13 protein-coding genes are annotated in these 21,398 nt (G+C 65.7%); 11 read left to right on the top strand and 2 right to left on the bottom strand.

The window, feature by feature from the left end:
• Nucleotides 1–29: 29 nt before the first annotated feature.
• From EWH10_RS13655 to EWH10_RS13645, 3 genes are read left to right on the top strand one after another with little or no spacing between them, the layout of a single operon-like run.
• Entirely contained in the window at nucleotides 30–791 is a 762-nt protein-coding gene (locus tag EWH10_RS13655; RefSeq protein ID WP_229742622.1) for a tetratricopeptide repeat protein, read from the top strand.
• Complete coding sequence (locus tag EWH10_RS13650; RefSeq protein WP_025546540.1) at nucleotides 788–1,600, top strand: tetratricopeptide repeat protein; 813 nt, start codon at nucleotides 788–790, stop codon at nucleotides 1,598–1,600. The genes EWH10_RS13655 and EWH10_RS13650 overlap by 4 nt, the downstream gene beginning before the upstream one ends.
• Nucleotides 1,600–2,121, top strand: coding sequence for an A24 family peptidase (locus EWH10_RS13645; RefSeq protein ID WP_229742625.1), 522 nt, complete (start codon nucleotides 1,600–1,602; stop codon nucleotides 2,119–2,121). The genes EWH10_RS13650 and EWH10_RS13645 overlap by 1 nt, the downstream gene beginning before the upstream one ends.
• A 306-nt stretch (nucleotides 2,122–2,427) precedes the next feature.
• Here the strand turns inward: EWH10_RS13645 and EWH10_RS13640 are convergent, their stop codons facing one another.
• Complete coding sequence (locus tag EWH10_RS13640) at nucleotides 2,428–3,087, bottom strand: response regulator (RefSeq protein ID WP_044661959.1); 660 nt, start codon at nucleotides 3,085–3,087, stop codon at nucleotides 2,428–2,430.
• The gene (locus EWH10_RS13635) at nucleotides 3,084–4,769 is read right to left on the bottom strand and encodes a sensor histidine kinase (RefSeq protein ID WP_229742637.1); all 1,686 of its coding nucleotides are present in this window, start codon (nucleotides 4,767–4,769) and stop codon (nucleotides 3,084–3,086) included. The genes EWH10_RS13640 and EWH10_RS13635 overlap by 4 nt, the downstream gene beginning before the upstream one ends.
• Nucleotides 4,770–4,979: 210 nt before the next feature.
• Between EWH10_RS13635 and recO the strand changes: the two genes are divergently transcribed.
• From recO to EWH10_RS13595, 8 genes are all read left to right on the top strand, one after another.
• Nucleotides 4,980–5,714, top strand: a complete 735-nt coding sequence (gene recO / locus EWH10_RS13630) for a DNA repair protein RecO (protein WP_065847269.1) — start codon at nucleotides 4,980–4,982, stop codon at nucleotides 5,712–5,714.
• 110 nt (nucleotides 5,715–5,824) lie between these two features.
• Nucleotides 5,825–6,871 (top strand): 3-isopropylmalate dehydrogenase, encoded by a 1,047-nt coding sequence (leuB, locus tag EWH10_RS13625; RefSeq protein ID WP_044661962.1) that lies wholly within the window; start codon nucleotides 5,825–5,827, stop codon nucleotides 6,869–6,871.
• 10 nt (nucleotides 6,872–6,881) lie between these two features.
• Nucleotides 6,882–8,090: an O-succinylhomoserine sulfhydrylase gene (gene metZ / locus EWH10_RS13620; protein ID WP_044661963.1), complete on the top strand. Its 1,209-nt coding sequence runs from the start codon at nucleotides 6,882–6,884 to the stop codon at nucleotides 8,088–8,090.
• Between the two features lie 33 nt (nucleotides 8,091–8,123).
• A complete protein-coding gene (gene apaG, locus EWH10_RS13615) occupies nucleotides 8,124–8,522 on the top strand; it encodes a Co2+/Mg2+ efflux protein ApaG (RefSeq protein WP_025546552.1) in 399 nt (132 codons plus the stop codon).
• A complete protein-coding gene (locus tag EWH10_RS13610; RefSeq protein ID WP_044661964.1) occupies nucleotides 8,519–9,310 on the top strand; it encodes a LysR family transcriptional regulator in 792 nt (263 codons plus the stop codon). Before apaG ends, EWH10_RS13610 begins: the two co-directional genes overlap by 4 nt.
• Nucleotides 9,311–9,453: 143 nt before the next feature.
• A complete protein-coding gene (locus tag EWH10_RS13605) occupies nucleotides 9,454–10,158 on the top strand; it encodes a tetratricopeptide repeat protein (RefSeq protein ID WP_044663104.1) in 705 nt (234 codons plus the stop codon).
• Nucleotides 10,159–10,915: 757 nt separating this feature from the next.
• Entirely contained in the window at nucleotides 10,916–20,644 is a 9,729-nt protein-coding gene (locus EWH10_RS13600; RefSeq protein ID WP_065847272.1) for an Ig-like domain-containing protein, read from the top strand.
• Nucleotides 20,645–20,684: 40 nt separating this feature from the next.
• Complete coding sequence (locus tag EWH10_RS13595) at nucleotides 20,685–21,392, top strand: OmpA family protein (protein WP_170825642.1); 708 nt, start codon at nucleotides 20,685–20,687, stop codon at nucleotides 21,390–21,392.
• Nucleotides 21,393–21,398 lie beyond the last annotated feature (6 nt).

Genomic DNA, 21,398 nt, shown 5'->3' with positions numbered 1-21,398 from the left:
GGGGAGGGGGGACCATGAACAAAGGGATAATGGCAGTCGCTCTCATCATGGCGACGACAGCGTGCAGCGGGCCGCAAAAGGGCGTCCTTTCGATAAGGCCCGTCAATCAGCAGCCTGCCGGACCGGCGCAGGATGCGCTGGCGCGGGGAGACCTGCTGTTTTCGCGGGGGGAATATGCGCTGGCGCTGGATGCCTTCCGCCGCGCAGTGCGCAACGATCCGACCGATGCGCACGGCCTGAACGGGGTGGCGATCAGCTACGCGGCCATGGGGCGGCATGATCTGGCGCGGGAATATTTCGAACTGGCCCTGTCGCGGGCGCCGGAAGATGCCCGCATCGCGCGCAACTTCGCGCGGAGCCTGTCGGCGCAAGGCCTGAAAGGCGAGGCCGATGCGCTGCTCGCCCAGGCCGGCGCGGCGCAGGCGGGTACGGCTGTCGTTGCTCGTCCGACGCTGGCTCAACTGGCTTCGGCTGCGCCGGCCGCGCGCCCGGCGCCGGTCGCGGGCGTCGAGTTGGAACGCCTTTCCTTGGGCGAGGTGCGGTTGCGGACGATGGAGGCAGCGGCACCGGCGGCACGCACCAACCCGCAGCTGACGACCCGGATCGTCACCGTGGCCGAAACGCAGGCCCGGCCCGAACTGACGGCCCCCATCATCGCCGTAGGCAGGCCGGATGCGGCGGCTTTGCCCAATCTGGCTGCACGCGAAGAAGCAAAGCCCGCTTATGACGGTCTGTTCGAGCGCTTGTGGAAGAGCATGGTGCGGCCCGACCGGAAAGGCGCTCGGGGATGATCGGGGCGCTGCTGCTGGCGGTTGCGGCGCCATCCGCCGGGGCGGTGCCGCCGCCGCTGGACTATGCCCGGCTGGTGGACGAGGCGATAGATGGCGGGCGGATCATCCAGGCGGATGCGATGTTGAGCCAATGGCGGGCTGGTGCGCAATCGGGCGACCTGCAAGCGATAGAGATTGCGGATGCGCGCATGGCGCTCGAAAAGCGGCGGGATGAGGAGGCGCTGGCGCGTTTCACCGCGCTGGAACGAAGTGGCCTCAACAACTGCCGCGTCGATGAGGGGAGGGGGATCGCCCTGCTGCGCCTCGGCCGGTCGCAGGAGGCGCTCGAGCCGTTGCGCCTGGCTGTGGCCGATTGCGACGGTCGCTGGCGCTCATGGAATGCGCTGGGCGTGGCCTATGACCAGGCGCAGTCCTGGGCGTTGAGCAATGCGGCTTATGAGCGGGCGTTCCAACTCACCGACAAGCCTTCCCAGGTCCTCAACAATTACGGACTGTCGCTGCTCAAGCAGGGCAAGGCGGAGAAGGCGGCGGTGATCTTCGACAAGGCGCGCGAAAGCGCACCGGACGATGCGCGGGTGATCGCGAATGGCGATACGGCCTATGTGATGGCGGGACAGGACATCAGCCGCCGGCCTGCCGACACCGCCGATGAGTGGGCGCGCCGGCTCAATAATGCCGGGCAGGTGGCGATGCGGATGGGCGATCTGCCGAAGGCGCAGGCCTATCTCAGCCGTGCCGTGACCGAAGCCGACAGTTTCGTGCCCGAAGCCGCGGCTGCGCTCGACACCTTGAAGACCACGGAGAAGTGATGAAGGATCTGGTGCTGCTTGCCGTTTCGCTCGTCCTCATCGCGGCGGCGGTGGAGGATATGGCCCGGCTGCGCATATCCAATATCTTCCCCCTGCTGGTTGTCGGGCTTTATGCGGTCTGGGTCGCTGTGGCGGGGTGGGAAAATGACATCTGGCGGAACGGCACCGTTTTCCTGGGCATGTTCGCGGTGGGATGCGGTCTGTTCGCCATACGCGCGATGGGCGGTGGGGACGTCAAGCTGATGACGGCCTGTGCGCTGTGGTTCGACTGGGCGGGGGTGATTCCCTGGATCGTCTATGTCACCGTCGGGGGCGGTGTGCTGGCGCTGGTGCTGATGGCCGGCCGGCGGCTGGTGCCGCAGAGCGTGCGGGAAGGTTCGTCCATTGCGCTGTTCGGCAAGAAAGGGCCGATTCCCTATGGCGTGGCGATTGCGCTGGGCACGATCATGGCGCTTTATATGGCCGGACCCAATCCCAGCGGCGTGGCGCGTCTGCCGGATTTCGTGCACGGGCTGAGTTAGCGCATCGTGGGTTGAATCGGATCGCGCATCGGGTCCGGGTTGAGCCATTCGGCAAGCCCAGGCCGAGGGGTGTCGGGTGATCCGGATACAGGGCATGATGGCGTTTCCGGCTCGCCTTTCGGCCGGTTGGCGCCATTATGCGCCTGCGCAGGCACCCGAATTGATCGAGTGGCTCGTGCAATCTCAGTTCAACCGGTGCGATGACATGCTGGCGGCGGGATTGAATTCCAGCCAGTGCGGGAGCACGCGACGCCGCAAGGGAAAGCAGACGATCCGCTTTCTGCTATCTCGCCGCCAAACAGCCGCTCAATGCTCCATCCCTACGGCGGGCATTTCACTGTCCATCGACATCATCATGATGATCAGTTCCGAGCGCGACTTGATGTTGAGCTTCTGGAAGATGCTGTGCAGGTGCACCTTCACCGTGCCTTCGGTGAGGCCGCACCGGCTCGCTATTTCGCGGTTGCGCAGGCCGGCGCGGATCAGGCCGGCGATCTCCAGTTCCCGCTCCGTCAGCACCGCAAGCACATTGGCTTCGCTGGCGGGCGCGGAAATGCTGTGCACCAGCGCCTGTTCCATGACGAAGGGGGCGATGCTCTTGTTGCCGCTCATGACCTGCTGGATGCAGCTTAGCAGGTCGTTGGGATCGCTGTCCTTCAGCACCACTCCGTCGACGCCCAGCTTGATCGCTTCCAGCGTCTGTTCAGGGCGGATATGCACGGTCATGAAGATGACCGGCACGGTGCTGCCGCTGTTGCGGATGGCGGACAGGATCGCAAGGCCGCCGCCACTCTTCATGCTGACGTCCAGGATCAGCAGGTCCGGTTCGCCGGCCTGCATCCGCTCCAGCGCTTCTTCGACCGAGCGGGCGCAGAACAATATGTCATGGCCGTGGGAGTTCAGGAACTGCGCCATGCCGTCCAGGAAGATCGGATGATCGTCGACTATCGCAATCTGGGTCATCATATCGGAGACCTTGGTAAGGAGGAGGGTAATCTGATCGAGATCAGTGAATTCATGCTCAGATTATGAAAATATGCCGTTCCGCCGATCTTGCCCAGCCGCTTCATGATTGATTGCGACTGGAGTTCGAAGTCGCCGGTATAGTTTTCGCGGGCGACCGCCTGCGGTCCGGGATTGTCCTTCAGCGCGATCAATATCTCGTCGTCGACCTGCGCGATCGACACGGTGATGTGGCGCGCATGGGCGTGCTTGACCGCATTGGCCGCGGCTTCGCGGATCAGATATTCGACCTCCGCCGCCGTTTCGGCCGACACGGTCATGGAGCGTTCGGCCAGGTTCAGGCGGCAATCGATCGCCCATTGCAGGGCGATGAAGCGGCAGCAGCGTTCGACTTCGCGGCCAAGGTCCACATCGGTTTCGGCCGACACCGGACTTTGCTGGCTGAGCAGCCGGCGCAGATGCGCCTGTTCCGCCGTCACCAGTTCCTCCATCGACCTGAGTTCCGCCAACTGGTCCGGAACGGCGGCATCCGACAGGCCGTGGATCGTCGTCGCGAGTCTGACGCGCAGCGCCGCCAATGTCTGCAGCACGCTGTCGTGCAGATCGCGGCTCAGCGCCTGACGCGCCTCGGCAAAGGTCCGCTGGCGCCAGGCGAGGAAGAAGAAATGGCGTTCGAGGAAAAGGTCTATCCCCTCCTGTATGCGCAGGCAGCGCAGCAGAACGGCGGGCGACCAGCCATGGCTGGTCCCGATGAACAGCCGGCCGCGCAGTTCCCCCGCCTGGATATGGATGCTAGCGCCCTGCCCGGGGCCGAACACGTCCGATATGCTGTCGATCAGGTCCGGCGCGCGCTCGTTCCGCAATATGCCGAGGCGGCTGCGCAGCAGCATCCGCGGCGACTGGGTGGAATAGAGGAAGGGCGCCTCCCGCGGCGTCACGTTGGACAGGCCGTCGATCTGCTTCTGCGGCAGGGCGAGGTGACGCACGCCGTCGACATCGTACAGTTCGCAATGGACGGCGGTATCGTCCATCATCTCCCACACGAACGCGCAATAGCGGGAGTTCATCAATTGGGAGACCTGCTCCACCAGAAATTGCGCCAGCGACTTCTGGAAGGAAAGGCCGACGCCCTGTAGCCGTTCCGACCAGCTTATCAGCCGCCGCTCCAATATGTTCATGCTCAACATGGAGGCAGCGATGACGCAGCCGATGACGATGGTCAGGCTGTCGATCGCGCGGTCCACCGCCGGCACATGGCGGGCCGAGGCCCAGCTTTCATAATATCCCCGCGCGATGAAGGCGAAGATCAGGCAAATCCCCAGGATGAGGACCGCGCCGCGTCCGAACCGGTCGGATGCGGACCAGGCGACGAAGAACAGGCAGCCCAGCGCCGCGATCTGCAAGGGTTCGCACAGCACGATGACCGTGAGGAAGGCGATCAAGTCGAATATCAGGAAGATGGGCCGCAGCAGCAGGCCCAAAGGCGGCGTGAGCGAATTCTGCGCGATGCTGATCGCCGTCCACGTCCACACGGCTGCCTTCAACAGCAATGCCGTGCGGGCAAAATCCGGCTCGTTGCTGAACATTGCTTCGATCTGCCACGTCGCCGCAGCGGAAAAGGCGACGCGGGATATGGCGAAACCCAGCGTCGGTGAACGTCCCAGCCAAAGCACCAGGCGGTCCATCACGGAAGATGACGCCAAGGGCATATGATACATGGCGAAATTTGTCCCCCGACAAGTCCCCGCCGATAATTGTGCGCATGACCTGATCGAAAAGCAACATATATCAAAAGGCAGAAGGGCCCTGTACGGCGATTTTGCGCGATTTCGGGACAGTTGGGCTGCGAAAGGTCATGGATGGCGCCCCGGGCCGTTGGCCGATATGGAGGGGGCATGGCGACGCTGATCACCCCGGCCCTGGTCTGCGCGTTGCGGCCCCATGGCGAACATGGGGCGATCGCGCGTCTTCTGACGCCCGGCCATGGCCTGCTGGCCGGCTATGTGCGGGGGGGGCGTTCGCGCCAGTTGCGCCCCGTCCTGTTGCCGGGCAATACCGTCAAGGCCGAATTCCGCGCCCGGACGGAGGAGCAACTGGCCGGGCTGACGGTCGAACTGGAGCACAGCCGCGCCCCGCTTCTGGCGGAGCCGTTGCCCGCGGCCGCGATCGATTGGGTCTGCGCGCTCACCGCCGTGGCTCTGCCGGAAGGGACGCCCTATCCCGCGCTCCATCAGGCGCTGGACGGCGTGCTGGGCGCCGTGGAGGCGGCGCCGGCTGCGCGGGGCTGGGCGGTGGCGCTCATCCGCTATGAATTGCTGTTGCTGGCGGAATTGGGCTTTGGGCTGGACCTTAGCCGTTGCGCGGCGACCGGCGGGAATGAGGATCCGGCCTATGTCAGCCCTCGCAGCGCGGCGGCGGTCAGCCGGGCGGGGGCCGTCGGCTATGAGGACCGGCTGTTGCCCTTGCCCGCTTTCCTGCTGGAGGGCGGGGCAGGGGACTGGCCCGCCTTATTGGACGGGCTGCGGCTGACGGGCTTCTTTCTCGAACGGTCCGTCCTTACCGACTGGCGCGTCGACGTCCTCGCGGCGCGGGAGCGCCTGGTGGACAGGCTTAAAAGAGCGGTTGCCTGAATTTTGGCGGTCGGTGTTCCTGCGCCGCGCCTCCTTCTCCCCTCGCCTAAATGCTTGCGCTGGCGGCGGCGGCTTCATAAGGGGCAGCCACGCGTTTGAAGGAGTTGCCCATGTTGATCGCCCTGTTCCCCGGAGACGGTATCGGTCCCGAGATCGTCGCGCAGGCGAAGCGCGTGCTGGACGCGCTGGCGATCCCCGGCATCACCTATGAGGAAGGGCTGGTCGGCGGCGCGGCTTACAAGGCGGTGGGCCATCCGCTGCCGCCCGAGACGCTGGAACTGGCCAAGCGCGCCGACGCGATCCTGTTCGGCGCGGTGGGCGATCCCGATTGCGACTCGCTGGAGCGCCATCTGCGCCCGGAACAGGCGATCCTCGGCCTGCGCAAGGAACTGGGCCTCTTCTCCAACCTGCGCCCGGCCAAGGTCTTCCCCGAACTGGCCGACGCCTCCGCGCTCAAGCAGGAGGTGGCGAGCGCCATCGACCTGCTGATCGTGCGCGAGACCAATGGCGACGTCTATTTCGGTGAAAAGGGCATGCGCAAGACGCCCGAGGGCCTGCGCGAAGGCTATGACATCATGTCCTATAATGAGGAACAGGTGCGCAAGATCGCGCATCAGGGCTTCCAGGCGGCGCGCGCCCGCCGGGGCAAGCTCTGCTCGGTGGACAAGGCCAATGTGCTGGAGACGAGCCAGCTCTGGCGCGACGTGGTGATAGAGGTGTCGGCGGACTATCCCGACGTGGCGCTCAGCCACATGTATGTCGACAATGCCGCGATGCAGCTGGTGCGCAATCCCGGTCAGTTCGACGTCATCGTCACCGGCAACATGTTTGGGGACATCCTGTCCGATCAGGCGAGCATGTGCGTGGGTTCGATCGGCATGCTGGCTTCGGCCACGCTCAACGACAGCAACCAGGGCCTGTACGAGCCGATCCACGGTTCCGCGCCCGACATCGCCGGGCAGGGCAAGGCCAATCCGCTGGCAACGGTCCTGTCGGCGGGCATGATGCTGCGCTACTCGCTGAACCTGCCGGAACAGGCCGACCGCATCGAGGCCGCCGTGGCCAAGGCGCTGGCCGATGGCGCCCGCAGCTTCGATCTGGGCGGCACGATGAGCACGGTCGAAATGGGCGATGCCGTGCTCGCGGCTTTGATCTGAGGGTAAGAAAATGAAGCGCAAGAGCGGGCAGAATCCCGAAATCACCCGGAACTGGCGTCCGGCCACTCTGGCGGTGCGTGGCGGCAGCGCCCGTACCGAATATGGCGAGACGTCCGAGGCGCTGTTCCTGACCAGCGGTTACAGCTACGACCGGGCGGAGGACGCCGCGGCGCGCTTCGCCGGGGAACAGGAGGGCATGACCTATTCGCGCCTCCAGAACCCGACGGTGGAGATGCTGGAACAGCGCATCGCCCTGCTGGAAGGCGCCGAAGCCTGCCGCGCCACCGCGACCGGCATGGCGGCGATGACGGCGGCGCTGCTGTGCCAGTTGTCGGCGGGCGACCATGTCGTCGCGGGCAAGGCGCTGTTCGGCTCCTGCCGCTGGCTGACCGATACGCTGCTGCCGAAATTCGGGATCGAGACGACCACTGTCGACGCGACCGACAATGCGGCGTGGGAAGCGGCGGTGCGGCCCAACACCAAGGTCTTCTTCTTCGAGACCCCGGCCAATCCGACCATGGACGTGGCGGACCTTGCCGCGATCTGCGGCATCGCGAAGGCGCACGGCATCACCAGCGTCGTCGACAATGCCTTCGCCACGCCCGCGCTCCAGCGGCCGATGGAGTTCGGCGCGGACGTGGTGGCCTATAGCGCGACCAAGATGATGGACGGGCAGGGCCGCGTCCTCGCGGGCGCGATCTGCGGCACGGAGGATTTCATCCTCAACACGCTGCTGCCCTTCCACCGCAACACCGGGCCGACGCTGGCCGCGTTCAACGCCTGGGTCGTGCTGAAGGGTCTGGAGACGCTGGATCTGCGCATCCGCCGCCAGAGCGAGAATGCGCTGAAGGTTGCTGAATTCCTCGAAGGCCGGGTGGCGAAGGTGCTCTATCCGGGCCTCGAAAGCCATCCGCAGCATGCCCTGGCCATGAAGCAGATGGCGATGGCCGGTCCCATCTTCTCGCTCTATGTCGGCGGCGGCCGGGCGGAGGCGCACGGCCTGCTCAACGGCCTCGAACTGGTCGACATCAGCAACAATATCGGTGACTCGCGCTCGCTGATGACGCATCCGGCCTCCACCACCCATTATGGCATGGCGGAAGCGGCGCGGCTGGAGGTGGGCATTACCGAGGATATGCTGCGCCTCAACGTCGGGCTGGAAGACCCGGACGATGTGATCGAGGATCTGGATCGCGCCCTGAAGTCGATAGGGCGTTGACGGAAGAGGGGTGAAAGGCGCATTTCTTAAGCCGTGAACGCACTTTTCCCCTTCCATGCGACGACGCGCGACATCAACGTGCACGTCGCCGTCACCTTCCTGCCCGAACAGTCGGAGCCGGACCGGGGCCGCTGGTTCTGGGCCTATCATATCCGCATAGAGAATGACGGGGACCAGCCGGTGCAACTGCTGACCCGTCACTGGATCATAACCGATGGACGGGGCACGCAGCATCGGGTCGATGGAGACGGCGTCGTGGGGGAACAGCCAGTGGTGCAGCCGGGCAAGAGCTACGACTATGTGTCGGGTTGCCCGCTCAACACGCCGACGGGATCGATGAAGGGGCATTATCATATGATCGGCGCGAGCGGCGAGACGTTCGACATCGCGATCCCGCATTTCGCGCTGATCGCGCCGGCGGTGGCTGAATGAAGCGTACCCATTTGCCGCTCAACGGCCTGCGCGTGCTGGATGCGGCGGCGCGGCATCTGTCCTTCACCCGCGCGGCGGACGAGCTGGCGGTGACGCCTGCGGCCGTGGGCCAACAGATCCGGGCGCTGGAGGACCTGCTGGGGGTCGTCCTGTTCCGCCGCACGCCCAAGGGGCTGGAACTCACTCCCGAAACCGAGGCAGGCCTTGCGGCCCTTCGCGCCGGTTTCCTGGAGTTTGAGGAAGCGGTGCGCGCCATGCAGGCTGGCCAGTCCAGCAGTTCCCTCACCATCGCCGCGCCGCGCGACATCACCGCCAAATGGCTCCAGCCGCGCCTTGCGGGCTATGCCGCAAGCCAGCCCGACCTCAAATTCGCATTGGTCGCGGCGGACGAGACGCTGGACTTCACCGAAGCCAATCTCGACCTCGCCTTGCGACTGGCCGAGGGGCCGGGCGAGAATGAAGGCATCAAGCTGGGCGAAGCGGCCTTCGTCACAGTGGAAGCGACGGAAGGCGGCCCTGACCATCGCATCGAATGGCCCGGCTGCCCGAAGGGGGACGCGCCGGCGACGATCCGCGTGGCCGATGCGGGGCTGGCGATAGAGGCAGCGGCCCATGGCTTCGGCCATGCCTGCGTGCCGTTCCTGCTGGCACAGGCGGATATTGACGCAGGGCGCATCCGGCAGGTGGGCGACGCTGCGCCGTCCCCGCTCGCCTACTGGCTGATCGCGCCCTTGCCGCAATGGCGGCAGAAGAAGGTCAAGGCTTTGGTCGAGGCGCTGACGGGGTAAGTGCTCATCCGTCATGTCGAACTTGCTCCGGCGTAGATTTCTTCTCGCGCCTCAGACGAGCGGGCTGCACGTCGCGCTTGCACTTTCTTAATCCTGTCGCGCATAGCCTGGTATAGGGAAGGCTTAGCGCGGGGAGGATGGCCATGACCGGCGGCAACAGGGGCTGGATATTGCGGGGCGCTTTGCTGCTCTGCCTCGCGCCGCCGTTGCATGCGCAGGCCCCCTATGTCCCCGATGTTACCGAGGCGCGCGAAAAGGAGTGGCGCAAGCTGGTGGCCGCATCCCAGGCGGCCTATGCGTCCGGCAATCCGGCCGACGGCGTCGATCCCGCGCGCAGGGGGCTGGCGCTCGCCGATGAGTTGTTCGGCGCGGACGATCCGCGCACGCTTATCTCCGCCAACGATCTCGCGCTGCAACTGGAGTCGACCGGTCGCTATCGCGAGGCGGAAGGCCTCTACCGGCGCGTGTTCGACAGCTATTTGCGAACGCGGGGAGAGGACGACCCCAATACCCAGCTTGCCGTGGAAAATCTCGTCGATTTCTACATCGCGCGCAAACGCTACGATGCGGCGGAGCCATTGGCCGATTATGCGATGGCCAGCTTTCGGCGGACGACCGGATCGGGCAGTGCGCGCAGCCGGCGGATGGAACAGATACTGGCCGCCATGCCCAGACCCGCGCCGCTTATCGCCGCCGCCGCGCCCACGCAACCGTCCGGGGTCGTCGCGAACGGTGCGATGAACGCGGACGGACCAGTAACCTCAATGTCTCCGGCAGCCATGCATGAAAATGATGTGGAAAAAGCTCCGTCCGACGGGTTGGAGGCAACAAGAGAATCCGGTCCTTGAGGACGGATGTCCTTGTCTTTCTTCATCGTGTCTTGAGAAATTATCCTTGGATATAAGTCATCGGGTTAATTGTTAAAACCGCCATAGCCGCTATTCCTGATTCCTGTCGGAGGGGGGTTGATTTTCCATAGCTTATCGCCAGTCACAGGCCGACTGGACGAAGCCGCGGAAAGGAACGCACGGCTCCGCACGATAAGTCTATGGGTCGCATTTTGGACGGGCGGCCGGCTGCACAAGCCGGTCGCCCGTTTTCATTCCTTCCTTGCAACTTCCAATCCGATTGGGGCAGTCGGGAAGCCCTATCGGGGCAGCCATTGAACGAATGGAGCAGGATCGACTCGCCCGAGTCGCATATGTCGTAAGCCTTGTTTGTTAACCAAATCCAAGTTCAGCATAGACTGAAGGATATAAGTATGAAATTCCGCCTATATCGTTCGTAATAGAGCATAAGTTATTTTTTCCGCCGTATCGCGTTTAAATGGTTAACAAAACTGGAATCTTCGTGACTCATTTTGCAGGCGGAGAATAAGATCGGCCATCGGGTCAGTAAAAATACAGATGCAGAAGGTTAATCCGGGGCGGCGGTCGACTTAGCAAAAGGGTCCTGCCGGCGGGAGAACGTTGACTAGGGGCAATAGCTGATCCGCTGATTGCCGCAATGTCGGGAAAAGATGTCAGCTCCGTATGCACTGTGCATTCTGGGCCAGGCCTCTTGCGCGCTCCTTCCATGCCCCCATGGCGACAGGTGGGATGGACAATGGATTTCGAGCGCGATTGGGATAGCAAAGACGCCGCTGACCATCAGCAGGCCCTTCATCCGGAAGCGGCTGCTCTGGCCGCAAGGGGCAAGGCGGTCCATCCCGGCAAGATGCATCGGGCGGAGGTTGTCCGCACGGTCGAACCCAATCCCGACGGCACCGTCGTCCTGCCGGCCGGCACCGACATCAATGGGATCGAGGTTTCCGGACGCAATCTGATCGTCCACCTGCCGGACGGCACCGATCTGGTGATCCTGGACGGCGCGGTGGTCATGCCGCGCCTGGTCGTGGGCGATGTCGAAATTCCCTCAGTCAACCTGGCGGCCTTGCTGATCGGGGAGGAGCCGCAGCCCGCAGCCGGTCCGCCGCGCAGCTCCGGCGGCAATTTCACCGGCCCCGACGGCGATGTGGGCGATCCGCATGGCCTGGGAGACCTGCTGCCGCCGACGGAATTGCTGTTTACCCAGCCCGAGGAGCGCGAGATCCTGCCCATCGCGCCCAATGAGGAGCCGGAAGTCACCATCATCACCCCCGATCAACCCGCTGGCGCGACTGCCGCGACCGCGGGTGTGAGCGAGGCTGGGCTTCCCGCGCGCGGCAACGAGCCGGCCGGTTCGGCCGCGGCAGGGGATGGCGAGCGCACCACGGGCACCATCGCGATCACCGCCAGCGACGGCCTGGCGGGCGTCACCATCAACGGCGTCGCGATCACGACGGTCGGGCAGACGGTCACGACGCCGCTCGGCGTGCTGACGATCACCTCCATCGCGGACGGTTCGATCGGCTACAGCTATGTGCTGACCGACAATGTGGTCGGCACGCCGCCCGCCGAAGTCTTCACCGTAGTCGTAACCGACAGCGACGGCGACCAGGCGAGCGCCACGCTCACCATCTCGATCGCGGACGATGCGCCGACTGCCGTCAACGATGCCGACAGCGTGACCGAAGACGGCCCGCTGGTTGCGGACGGCAATGTCCTGACCGGCAGCGGCGGCAGCGACGCGAACGCCACCGATGGCGTTGCCGACATCCAGGGCGCGGATGGGGCGGTCGTGTCGACCACGGGCACCTTCCAGGGCACATATGGCACGCTGACGCTGAATGCGTCGGGCGCTTATAGCTATACGCTGGCCAACGGCAATGCGGCGGTGCAGTTCCTGGTCCCCGGCCAGACGCTGACCGACAGGTTCAGCTACACGATCACCGATGCCGATGGCGACACCTCCACGGCGACGCTGACCATCACCATCAACGGCGCGGACGATGGCATCACCATCACTGGCCTCAATGGCGCGCCGGGGATAGAGGGCGCGGAAGTCGTCCTGCTGGAAAACGACCTGGCGGACGGCAGCTCGCCCGACGCGGCGGGCCTTGCCAAGACCGGCTCTTTCGGCGTCAGCGGCGCTGACGGCCTGTCGGGCGTCACGGTCGGCGGCGTGTCGGTGCTGGCCAATGGCGCCTTCGTCGCCGGGCAGGTGGTGACGACGCCGGTGGGCACGCTGACCATCACCGGCTTCACCGCGACCGCCACGCAGGGCGGCGTGCCGACGGCCGGAACCTTCACCTACAGCTTCGTATTGACCGACAACAGTCTGGGCCATGGCGCGGCGGGCGCGGACAGCATCCTGCAGAGCTTCGCCGTCGTCGCGACCGACCGCAACGGGTCGACCGCCAATGCGACGGTCGACGTGCAGATCGTCGACGACGTGCCGACCGCCCACAATGATGTCGATGGCGTCGCCGCCGGCACCTATGGCCCGGAAACCGGCAATGTCATCACCGGGGCGGGCACCGTCTCCGGCGCGGCGGGCGCCGACGTCAAGGGCGCGGACGGCGCCGTCGTGACGACCACCGGCACGTTCGAGGGCACTTACGGCACGCTGACGCTGAACGCGGACGGCAGCTACAGCTATGTTCGCGCGGCTGGCACGCCGGGCGGGGTGAGCGACAGCTTCAGCTACACGCTGCGCGACGGCGACGGCGACACCTCCACCGCGACGCTGCGGATCGACATCGCCAACAGCGACGTCATGATCATTTCGATCCCCAAGGTGGGCGACGGCACGATCGTCGACGAATCCGGCCTGACGAATCCGATGGGTTCCAATGCGGGCAGCGGCGTCGACACGACGGACGGCACGATCACCTATACCGCGCCGGACGGTCCTGCGAGCGTCACCATCAACAATATTCCGATCACCCAGATCGGGCAGGAAATCGTCACCGACAAGGGCATTTTGACGATCACCGGCCTCAGCGAAGGCAGCATCGACTATAGCTATACGCTGACCACCAACACGGCTGGCGACAATGTGACCGACAGCTTCGTCGTCACCGTCACCGATGTGGACGGCGACCAGGCGACCGACACGCTGACCATCACCATCATCGATGATGTGCCGACCGCCGCCAACGATGCGGACTCGGTGCGCGAAGACGGCCCGCTGGTGGCCGACGGCAACGTCATTGCCGGTTCGGGCGGCGCGGACGCCAACGCGACCGACGGCAATGCCGATGTGCAGGGCGCCGACGGCGCGCATGTCAGCGCCATCGTCTTTGGCGAGACCGCCGGAACCGTCGGCGCGCCGCTGGCCGGGCTGTACGGATCGCTCGTGATCCAGTCGGACGGCAGCTATGCCTATACGCTGAACAATGAAAATGGCGTGGTCCAGGGCCTGGACAAGAACCAGACCCTGACGGAGACCTTCACCTACACGCTGACCGACGGCGACGGCGATCACAGCAGCGCGACCATCACCATCACCATCCAGGGCAGCGACGATGGCGTGACCATCAGCGGCCTGGACGGCGAGGGCGCGGAAGAAACCGTCTTCGAAAACGACCTGCCGGGCGGCAGCTCGGAAGATGCGGCGGCGTTGACCCAGACGGGCAGCTTCACCCTGTCCGCGCTGGACGGCGTGGCGACCATCACCGTTGGCGGCCAGCCGATCTTCGGCGCGAACGGCTTCATCAGCGGCGTCACCCTGTCCAACGCTTATGGCACGCTCAGCATCACCGGCTTCACGCCGACCGTTGGCGCGGACGGCGACGTGATCGGCGGAACCGTCAGCTACAGCTATGTCCTCACCGACAATACGCTGCTGCACACGGGCGCCAATGACGGCAGCCTGACGGACAGCTTCGCGGTCGTCGTCACCGACACCGACGGGTCGACCGACGGCGCCAGCCTGGACATCCGCGTGGTCGACGATATGCCGACGGCGGTGAACGACGTCGCGGGCCAGCTCACCGAAAATACGGCGGTCACGATCGACGTCTTCGCCAATGACGTGGCGGGGGCCGACGGCGTCAACCTCGCCAGCGGCGTGGCGCTCGAGACCGGCGCGGCCAAGGGCACGGTCGTCTATCAGGGCAATGGCGTCTTCCTCTACACCCCCAATGCGGGCGCGGAAGGTAGCGACAGCTTCACCTACACCATCACCGACGGCGACGGCGACAAGTCGACCGCTACGGTGACGATCAACCTGCTCCAGGATTCGACGCCGACCGTCAGCGTGACCGACATGACCGTGTCCGAAGCCGGTCTGCCCGGCGGCACGCAGGAGGCCGGGAACAGCGAGACCGCGACGGGCGCCATGACCATCACGACCGGCGGCGACACGCTGACCAAGGTCGAGGTGCAGGACAAGAACGGCGCGTGGGTCGACGTGACCTCGGCGACGGCGGGAACGCCGGTGGTGGTCGCGGGCGCGGCGGGCGCGCTGACCGTAACCTCCGACGGAGCAGGGCATTACAGCTACAGCTACACGCTGGCGGTCAACGATCCGGCCCATCCGGACAATGTCACCAGCGACGGCGACGGCATCAGCGGCGCGGCCGACCCCAAGGCGGGCGACGCCTTCGCGGTGCGCGTGACCGACAGCGACGGCGATGTCTCGCCGGCCGACACGATCAACGTGACCGTGCTGGACGACGCGCCGGTCGCCACGGCCGACAGCGGTTCGGTGAGCGAGGGCGACTCGCTGATCGTGGCGGCGGCCGACGGCGTGCTCAACAATGACCAGCCGGGCGCGGACGGCTATGCGCCGGGCGTGGTCGGTGTCGCCAAGGGCGGTGATCCGTCCAGCCCGGTCAGCGGCCAGGTCGGCACGGCGGTGGCGGGCGATTACGGCACGCTGACGCTCTTCGCGGACGGCAGCTACCGCTATGACGCGACTCCCAACGCCATCTCCGCCGACAAGCAGGATGTGTTCGTCTACACCATCCGCGACGGGGACGGTGATCTGGCGACGACGACGCTGACCATCAACGTCGCCAATGTCGCGCTGGCGGCGGACAACCAGACGAAGACGGTCTTCGAGGCGGCGCTGGACACCGGCATCACCGGCGACGACATCGCGGCGGGCAGCGTCACCGGCAGCACGCCGGGCGAGCCCACCGAAACCGCGACCGGCCAGCTCAACGTCGTGGGCGCGGTCAGCTACACGCTGACCAGCTCCGCGACCGGCAGCCATGGCCAGATCCTGCTCAACAGCGACGGCAGCTACACCTACACGCTGACCTCGCCGGTCGACGGGCCGACCGCCAATGACGGGCCGCAGACCTTTGGGGGTGCAGAGGTCTTCACTTATCAGGCGGTCGACGGCTCCGGCAATATAGCCAACGGCACCATCACCATCGACGTGGTGGACGATGTTCCGACGGCGGCCGATGACACCGCCCGCACCGTGGCGGAGGACGGCGCCGACATCGGCGGCAATGTCCTGACCAACGATACGCTGGGCGCTGACGGCGCCACCCTGACCTCGGTCACGATCGGCGGCGTCACGACGGCGATCAACGCCGTGGGCACGACCAACGTCAGCACGGCCTTCGGCGCCTACACCTTCACGGCGGCGGGGGCGTGGACCTTCAACCCGTCGACCAACCTCAACAATGCGAGCGGGGTCAGTGCGGGCTTCTCCTATGTCATCACCGACGGCGACGGAGACCAGTCGACCGCCGTGCAGCCGATCACCGTCACGGACGGCGCAATCCCCACCGCAAGCGGCCCGATCACCCTGGCGCTGGACGATCAGAATCTGGCGGGCGGCACCAGCGCCGGCAATCCGGACTCGGCCAGCGGCACCATCACCTTCACGCCCGGTTCGGACGCCATCACCTCGATCGTCTTCGGCGGCACCGGCGGCCTGACTGGCGACCTGACCTGGCTGCGGGTATCCGACACGCAGATCACCGGTTCGGACGAGCGCGGCGTGGTCGTCACGCTGGACCTGTCGGTCACCGGCAATGTCGCGACCGTGACCGCCACGCTGAACGACAATTACGACACCCATCCGGGCGTCAATGTGGACGATCTGGTCGCGCTCGGCTCGGTGCAGGTGATCGCGCAGGACACCGACGGCGACACCGCCACCGGCACCGTTTCGGTCAGCGTGTCCGACGACCTGCCGGTTGTCAGCGCCAATCCGGTGGTGCAACTGGACGACGACGCGCTGTCGGGCGGCAATCCGAACGGCACGGGCGACGACGCGAACAGCCTCAACGCCACAGGCACGCTCGGCCATGACTATCGCGCCGACGGTCCGGGCGGCATCACCCTGCTCGGCACCGGGGCCCCCGCTGGCTTCACCTATGAAAGCAACGGCACCGTGCTGCTGGTGAAGCAGAATGGCACGACCGTCCTAACGGTGACGCTGACCGATCCGGTCGCGGGCACCTATTCGGTGGTCCAGAACGCCGCCATCGTCCATCCGGCGGGCGGCGATGAGAATAACGTCAGCTTCGACATCGGCTATCGCGTCACCGACGCCGACAATGACACGGCCACCGGCACGCTGACCATCAATGTCGACGACGACACGCCGGTCGCGGCCAACGACACCGACATCGTCAAGGAAGACGTCACGCTGACCGCCAGCGGCAATGTGCTGACCGGCGCGGGCAGCGACGGCAATCCGGCGGGCGGGGACTCGCTGGGCGCGGACGGTCCGGCGGCGGGCGGCGCGGTGACGGCGGTCACTGGCGGTACGGTCGGCGGCAACGCGACGGGCAACTATGGCACGCTCGTCCTCAACGCTTCGGGCGGCTATACCTATACGCTGAACAACGGTCTGGCGGCGGTCCAGCATCTGGACGACGGCCAGACGCTGACCGACAGCTTCACCTACACCATCACGGATGGCGACGGCGACAGCACCACCGCGACCCTGACCATCACCATCCTGGGCACCAATGACGCGCCGCAGGTCGGCAGCGGCATCGCGGTCGTTTCGGAAGAGGGGCTGACCGGCGCCAATGCCGACACCGCGCCCGGCCTGCCGAACGACACCACCAATGCGACGGTCGCCACCGGCACGATCACCGCGAGCGACGTGGACGGCGACAGCATCAGCATGACGCTGGGCAATCCGGGCGCGGTGCTGACCGCCGACGGCCTGCCCGTCACCTGGAGCGGCGTCGGCACGCAGACGCTGACCGGTTCGGTCGGCGCGGTGCCGGTGATCACGATCACCATCACCAACGGCGGCGCCTATACGGTGACGCTGCTGCAGTCGGTCGATCACAGCGGCATCAACGCCGAGGATGTGAAGAACTTCCTGGTCCCCGTGAACGTCAGCGACGGCACCGCCACGGTCGCCACCAGCATCGCCGTCACGATCGAGGATGACAGCCCGATCGCCGTCGACGACAATGTGACGACCATCGAAAAGGCGGCTGCCTCCACCGGCAATGTCCTCACCAACGACCATGTCGGCGCGGACACGCCCGGCGCCGTCGTATCGGTCGGCGGCAACGCCATCGCCCTGGGCGGCAGCCAGACGATCGTCGGCGCCTATGGCACGTTGCAGCTATTCTCCGACGGCAGCTATACCTACACGCCCAAGGCGTCGGTGCCTTCGGGATCGTTCGACAGCTTCACCTATGTGATGCGCGACGCCGACAATGACACGGCCAGCGCGACGCTGAAGTTCACCTTCCAGGGCGACGCGAACAAGCCGACGGCGGACAACACCGCCGCCAAGCTGGACGATGACGGCCTGACCGGCGGCAACGCGGCCAGCACGACCGGCGACGTCGACGCCAATGTGGGCGACACCGGCGCGGCTGGGTCCAGCGAGGCCAGCTTCAGCGGCACCTTGCCCTTCACCTTCGGCGCCGACGGCGGTGGCAGCGTGAGCTTCGCCAATCTGAACGGCACGACCGGCACGGTTGGTACGGACACCGTATCCTATAGCTGGAACGGCACGACCAACACGCTGACCGCGACCATCACGACGGTCGGCGGTCGGGTCGGCACCGATCTGTTCAAGGTCGTCGTCAATCCGACGACGGGCGCCTATACGGCGACGCTGCTCGACAATGTGCTGCACGCGGCCGGCGGGAATGAGAATGACGCCTCGGTAAGCCTCAATTTCCTCGTGACGGACAGCGACTATAACGCGACGACCAACCCGACCTCCTCGGCCATCGGGCAGCTCAACATCTCGTTCAACGACGATATGCCCAGCTCCTTCACGCCGGCGGCTGGATCGGTGGCGAACAATGACAGTCCCGCCACGGCCTTCAACCTCAACTTCGCCAGCGTGGCGGGCGCCGATGGCGTAGGCAATGCGCTGTTCACCATCACCGATGGCGCGCTCGCCAAGGATACCAGCGGCGCCACGCTGCGGCTGGCCGGCGAAGACCTGTTCATCTTCGGCAACGGCACGAATGTGCTGACGGCGAAGACGGCGGACGGAGACATCGGCTACACCATCACGCTCCAGCCGGGGACGGACAAATATGTGTTCGACCTTCACGGCACGATCACCAACGGCAGCGAGATTTCGATCAGCAGCTTCAGCGCGGCGAAGGCGGGCAACACCGACTATCGCGGCCTGGGCGTCGATACCACCGATGCCATCGACGTGCTGTTTTCCGGCCGCAGCGCTTCGGGCGCCCGGGGATCGGTCAACACCGACAGCGACTCCATCGGCGTCGACAACCAGTCGGTCAATCCCGACGAGGCGGTGCGCATCGATCTTATCAAGACGCTGGTTGGCAATCCCGCCACCACCACCGGCTTCTCCTATGCCGATCACCAGAGCGTGATCAGCTTCGAGCAGAATATCGCTCAGGTCGGCGGCAATCCCAACAGCACCGTGTCGATCAAGGTCACGGCCATCGATGCCGACAACGACCAGGATCTGGGCTTCTCTTCCGTGACGCCGGAAGCGGGCGAAAGCTTCGTCCCGATCGCCAAGGTAATCGTCACGGATGTGAGCACCGGCAATGTCTACAGCTTCACCGGCTCGGGGACGCAGGGCAGCATCGGCGTGACCTTCGCTTCGGGCAGCGTCACCATCACCGGCCTGCAGGTGAACGACAAATATGAGATTGTCGGCACCAAGGGCTTCGATGCGGTGCTGGTGGAATCGCCGCACGTCAACAATCCGTTCGACCTCGGCGTCTTCTCGGTTGAGACGCTGAACAGCGGCACGCCAATCAACATCAACCATGCCATCGTCGCCTCGGATGCAGACGGTGACAGCGTCAACAGTTCGGTCAGCGTCACGCTGAACCCGGTTGCCGTTCCCCCGGTCGCCATCGACCTGGATGGCGACGGGCTGGAATTTGTCGGTCTGTCGGCGGGCGTCACCCACGACTATGGCCATGGCGCGGTTGCGACCGCCTGGGTTTCCTCCGACGACGGGCTGCTCGCCCATGCGACGGGCGGCGGTTACGACATCGTCTTTGCCGACGATGCGCCCGGCGCCGCGAGCGATCTGGAGGGCCTGCGCCTTGCCTATGACAGCAACGGCGACGGCGTATTCGATGCCAAGGACGCGGCCTTCGCTGATTTCGGCGTCTGGCAGGATGCGAACGGCAACGGTGTGGTCGACGCGGGCGAGTTCAAGTCGCTCACCGCTATAGGCATCGCCGCGATCAATCTGACCGCGGATGGCAAGAACTATACCGCCGCCAATGGCGACGTCACCGTGCTGGGTGAAGCGAGCTTCGTCCGCACCGACGGCACCAAGGGGACGGTCGGGGACGTCATGTTCGCGACCGGCGCCAAGGCAAGCGACACGAGCAAGACGGATAGCACGGCCGGTGGCTTCAACCAGGCGCTGGTAGCCGCCAGCCTGGTCGCGGCGGCGGGTGCGGCCGAGCATGTGGCCGAGCAGCAGCCTGCACCCGCTCCGGCGGAAACCGCTCCGCCCGTTACGGAGACCGCACCGGCTGCCACGACCACGACCGAACCTGCGCCTTCGCAGGAGAGCCAGCCGACTTCGCTCGCCACGACGGACGATCAGGCGACGCATGAGCAGCCCACTATGTCCACCGGCCATGCCAGCGAGGAGGCTGCGCCGGAGCATGCCACCCTGTCCGGCGGCGGCGAAGCGCATGCGGCGGCAGCCGATACGGCCCAGGCTCCGCAGCCCGACCTCAGCGGCCATCAGGGCCTGCTGGCCCAGTCGATCGACCTGCCGCCTGCCTTCGACGGCAACGCGGCGGCGGTTCTGGCGGCGCAGCAGGCGGCGCAGCCAGGGGTTTCGGCGGCCAATGCGGCCGAAGTCGTGAAGGAAGCGCTGGGCACCCATGACGCGCCGCATATCGACGCACTGCTGGCTGCCCTGCCGGGTGGCGAGCATCCGGCGGCGCCGGCCTTGCTGAACCCGGCTGCCGTCGAAGTGGCGGACGCAGGGCACATGGCCGCGACCACCGCCATCTTCGAAGCGGCGATGGTCGCGCATGAAGCGATGGCGGTCGCCCATGGCTGACAATTCGATTTTCTCGCGGGGAATTTTGGGGAGAGTGAATATGCGAAATGCAGTTGGAAGGGCGGCGGCTGTCGGGCTGGTAACCGCCATGCTGACGACGACTGCGGCCTGGGCGGCGCCTGCTTCGCCCTTGCTGCAACTGGGCAAGTCCGAACTGAGGGATGCGCTCACCAGCCGTTACGACACGGCGGTCAAGGCCGTGGGCGACGCCAGCGTGCGCGCGGCCCAGGACAGCCGCTGGACCTACGCGGTCGAGGCGAAGAACCAGTGCGGCATCGCCATCGGTTTCATCAAATCCGGCACGAAGGATGCGGAGAGCATCAACAAGTGCGACGACTTTGTGGCACGCCTCTCGGCGCCGCCACCGCCGCCGGTGTCGGCAGCTTCAGCCCCACCCGCGCTGGACTGTACGGCACCGGCGGTGTCCATCTTCTTCGATTGGAACATGGACACGCCGCTTCCTGAGGGCGTGAGCACCATCTCCACGCTGACGCAGACGGCGGCGCAGTGCGGCTGGAAGCGCTTCGGCGTCACCGGCTACACCGACACGTCGGGCACGACCCGCTATAATGACGGCCTGTCGCTGCGCCGCGCGCAGAATGTCGCCAGCCTGCTGAGCCAGGGAGGCATCGCGACGGACGCCATGACCGTCAATGGCCTGGGCGAGACCCAGCTCAAGATCGAAACCGCCGATGGTGTGCGCGAACCGATGAACCGTCGGGTCGAAATCACCGCCAGCGCGAATTAAGGGGAG

The sequence above is a fragment of the Sphingobium fuliginis genome (assembly GCF_004152845.1).
Lineage (GTDB): Bacteria > Pseudomonadota > Alphaproteobacteria > Sphingomonadales > Sphingomonadaceae > Sphingobium > Sphingobium fuliginis.
This window is presented reverse-complemented; position numbering and strand designations above follow the sequence as displayed.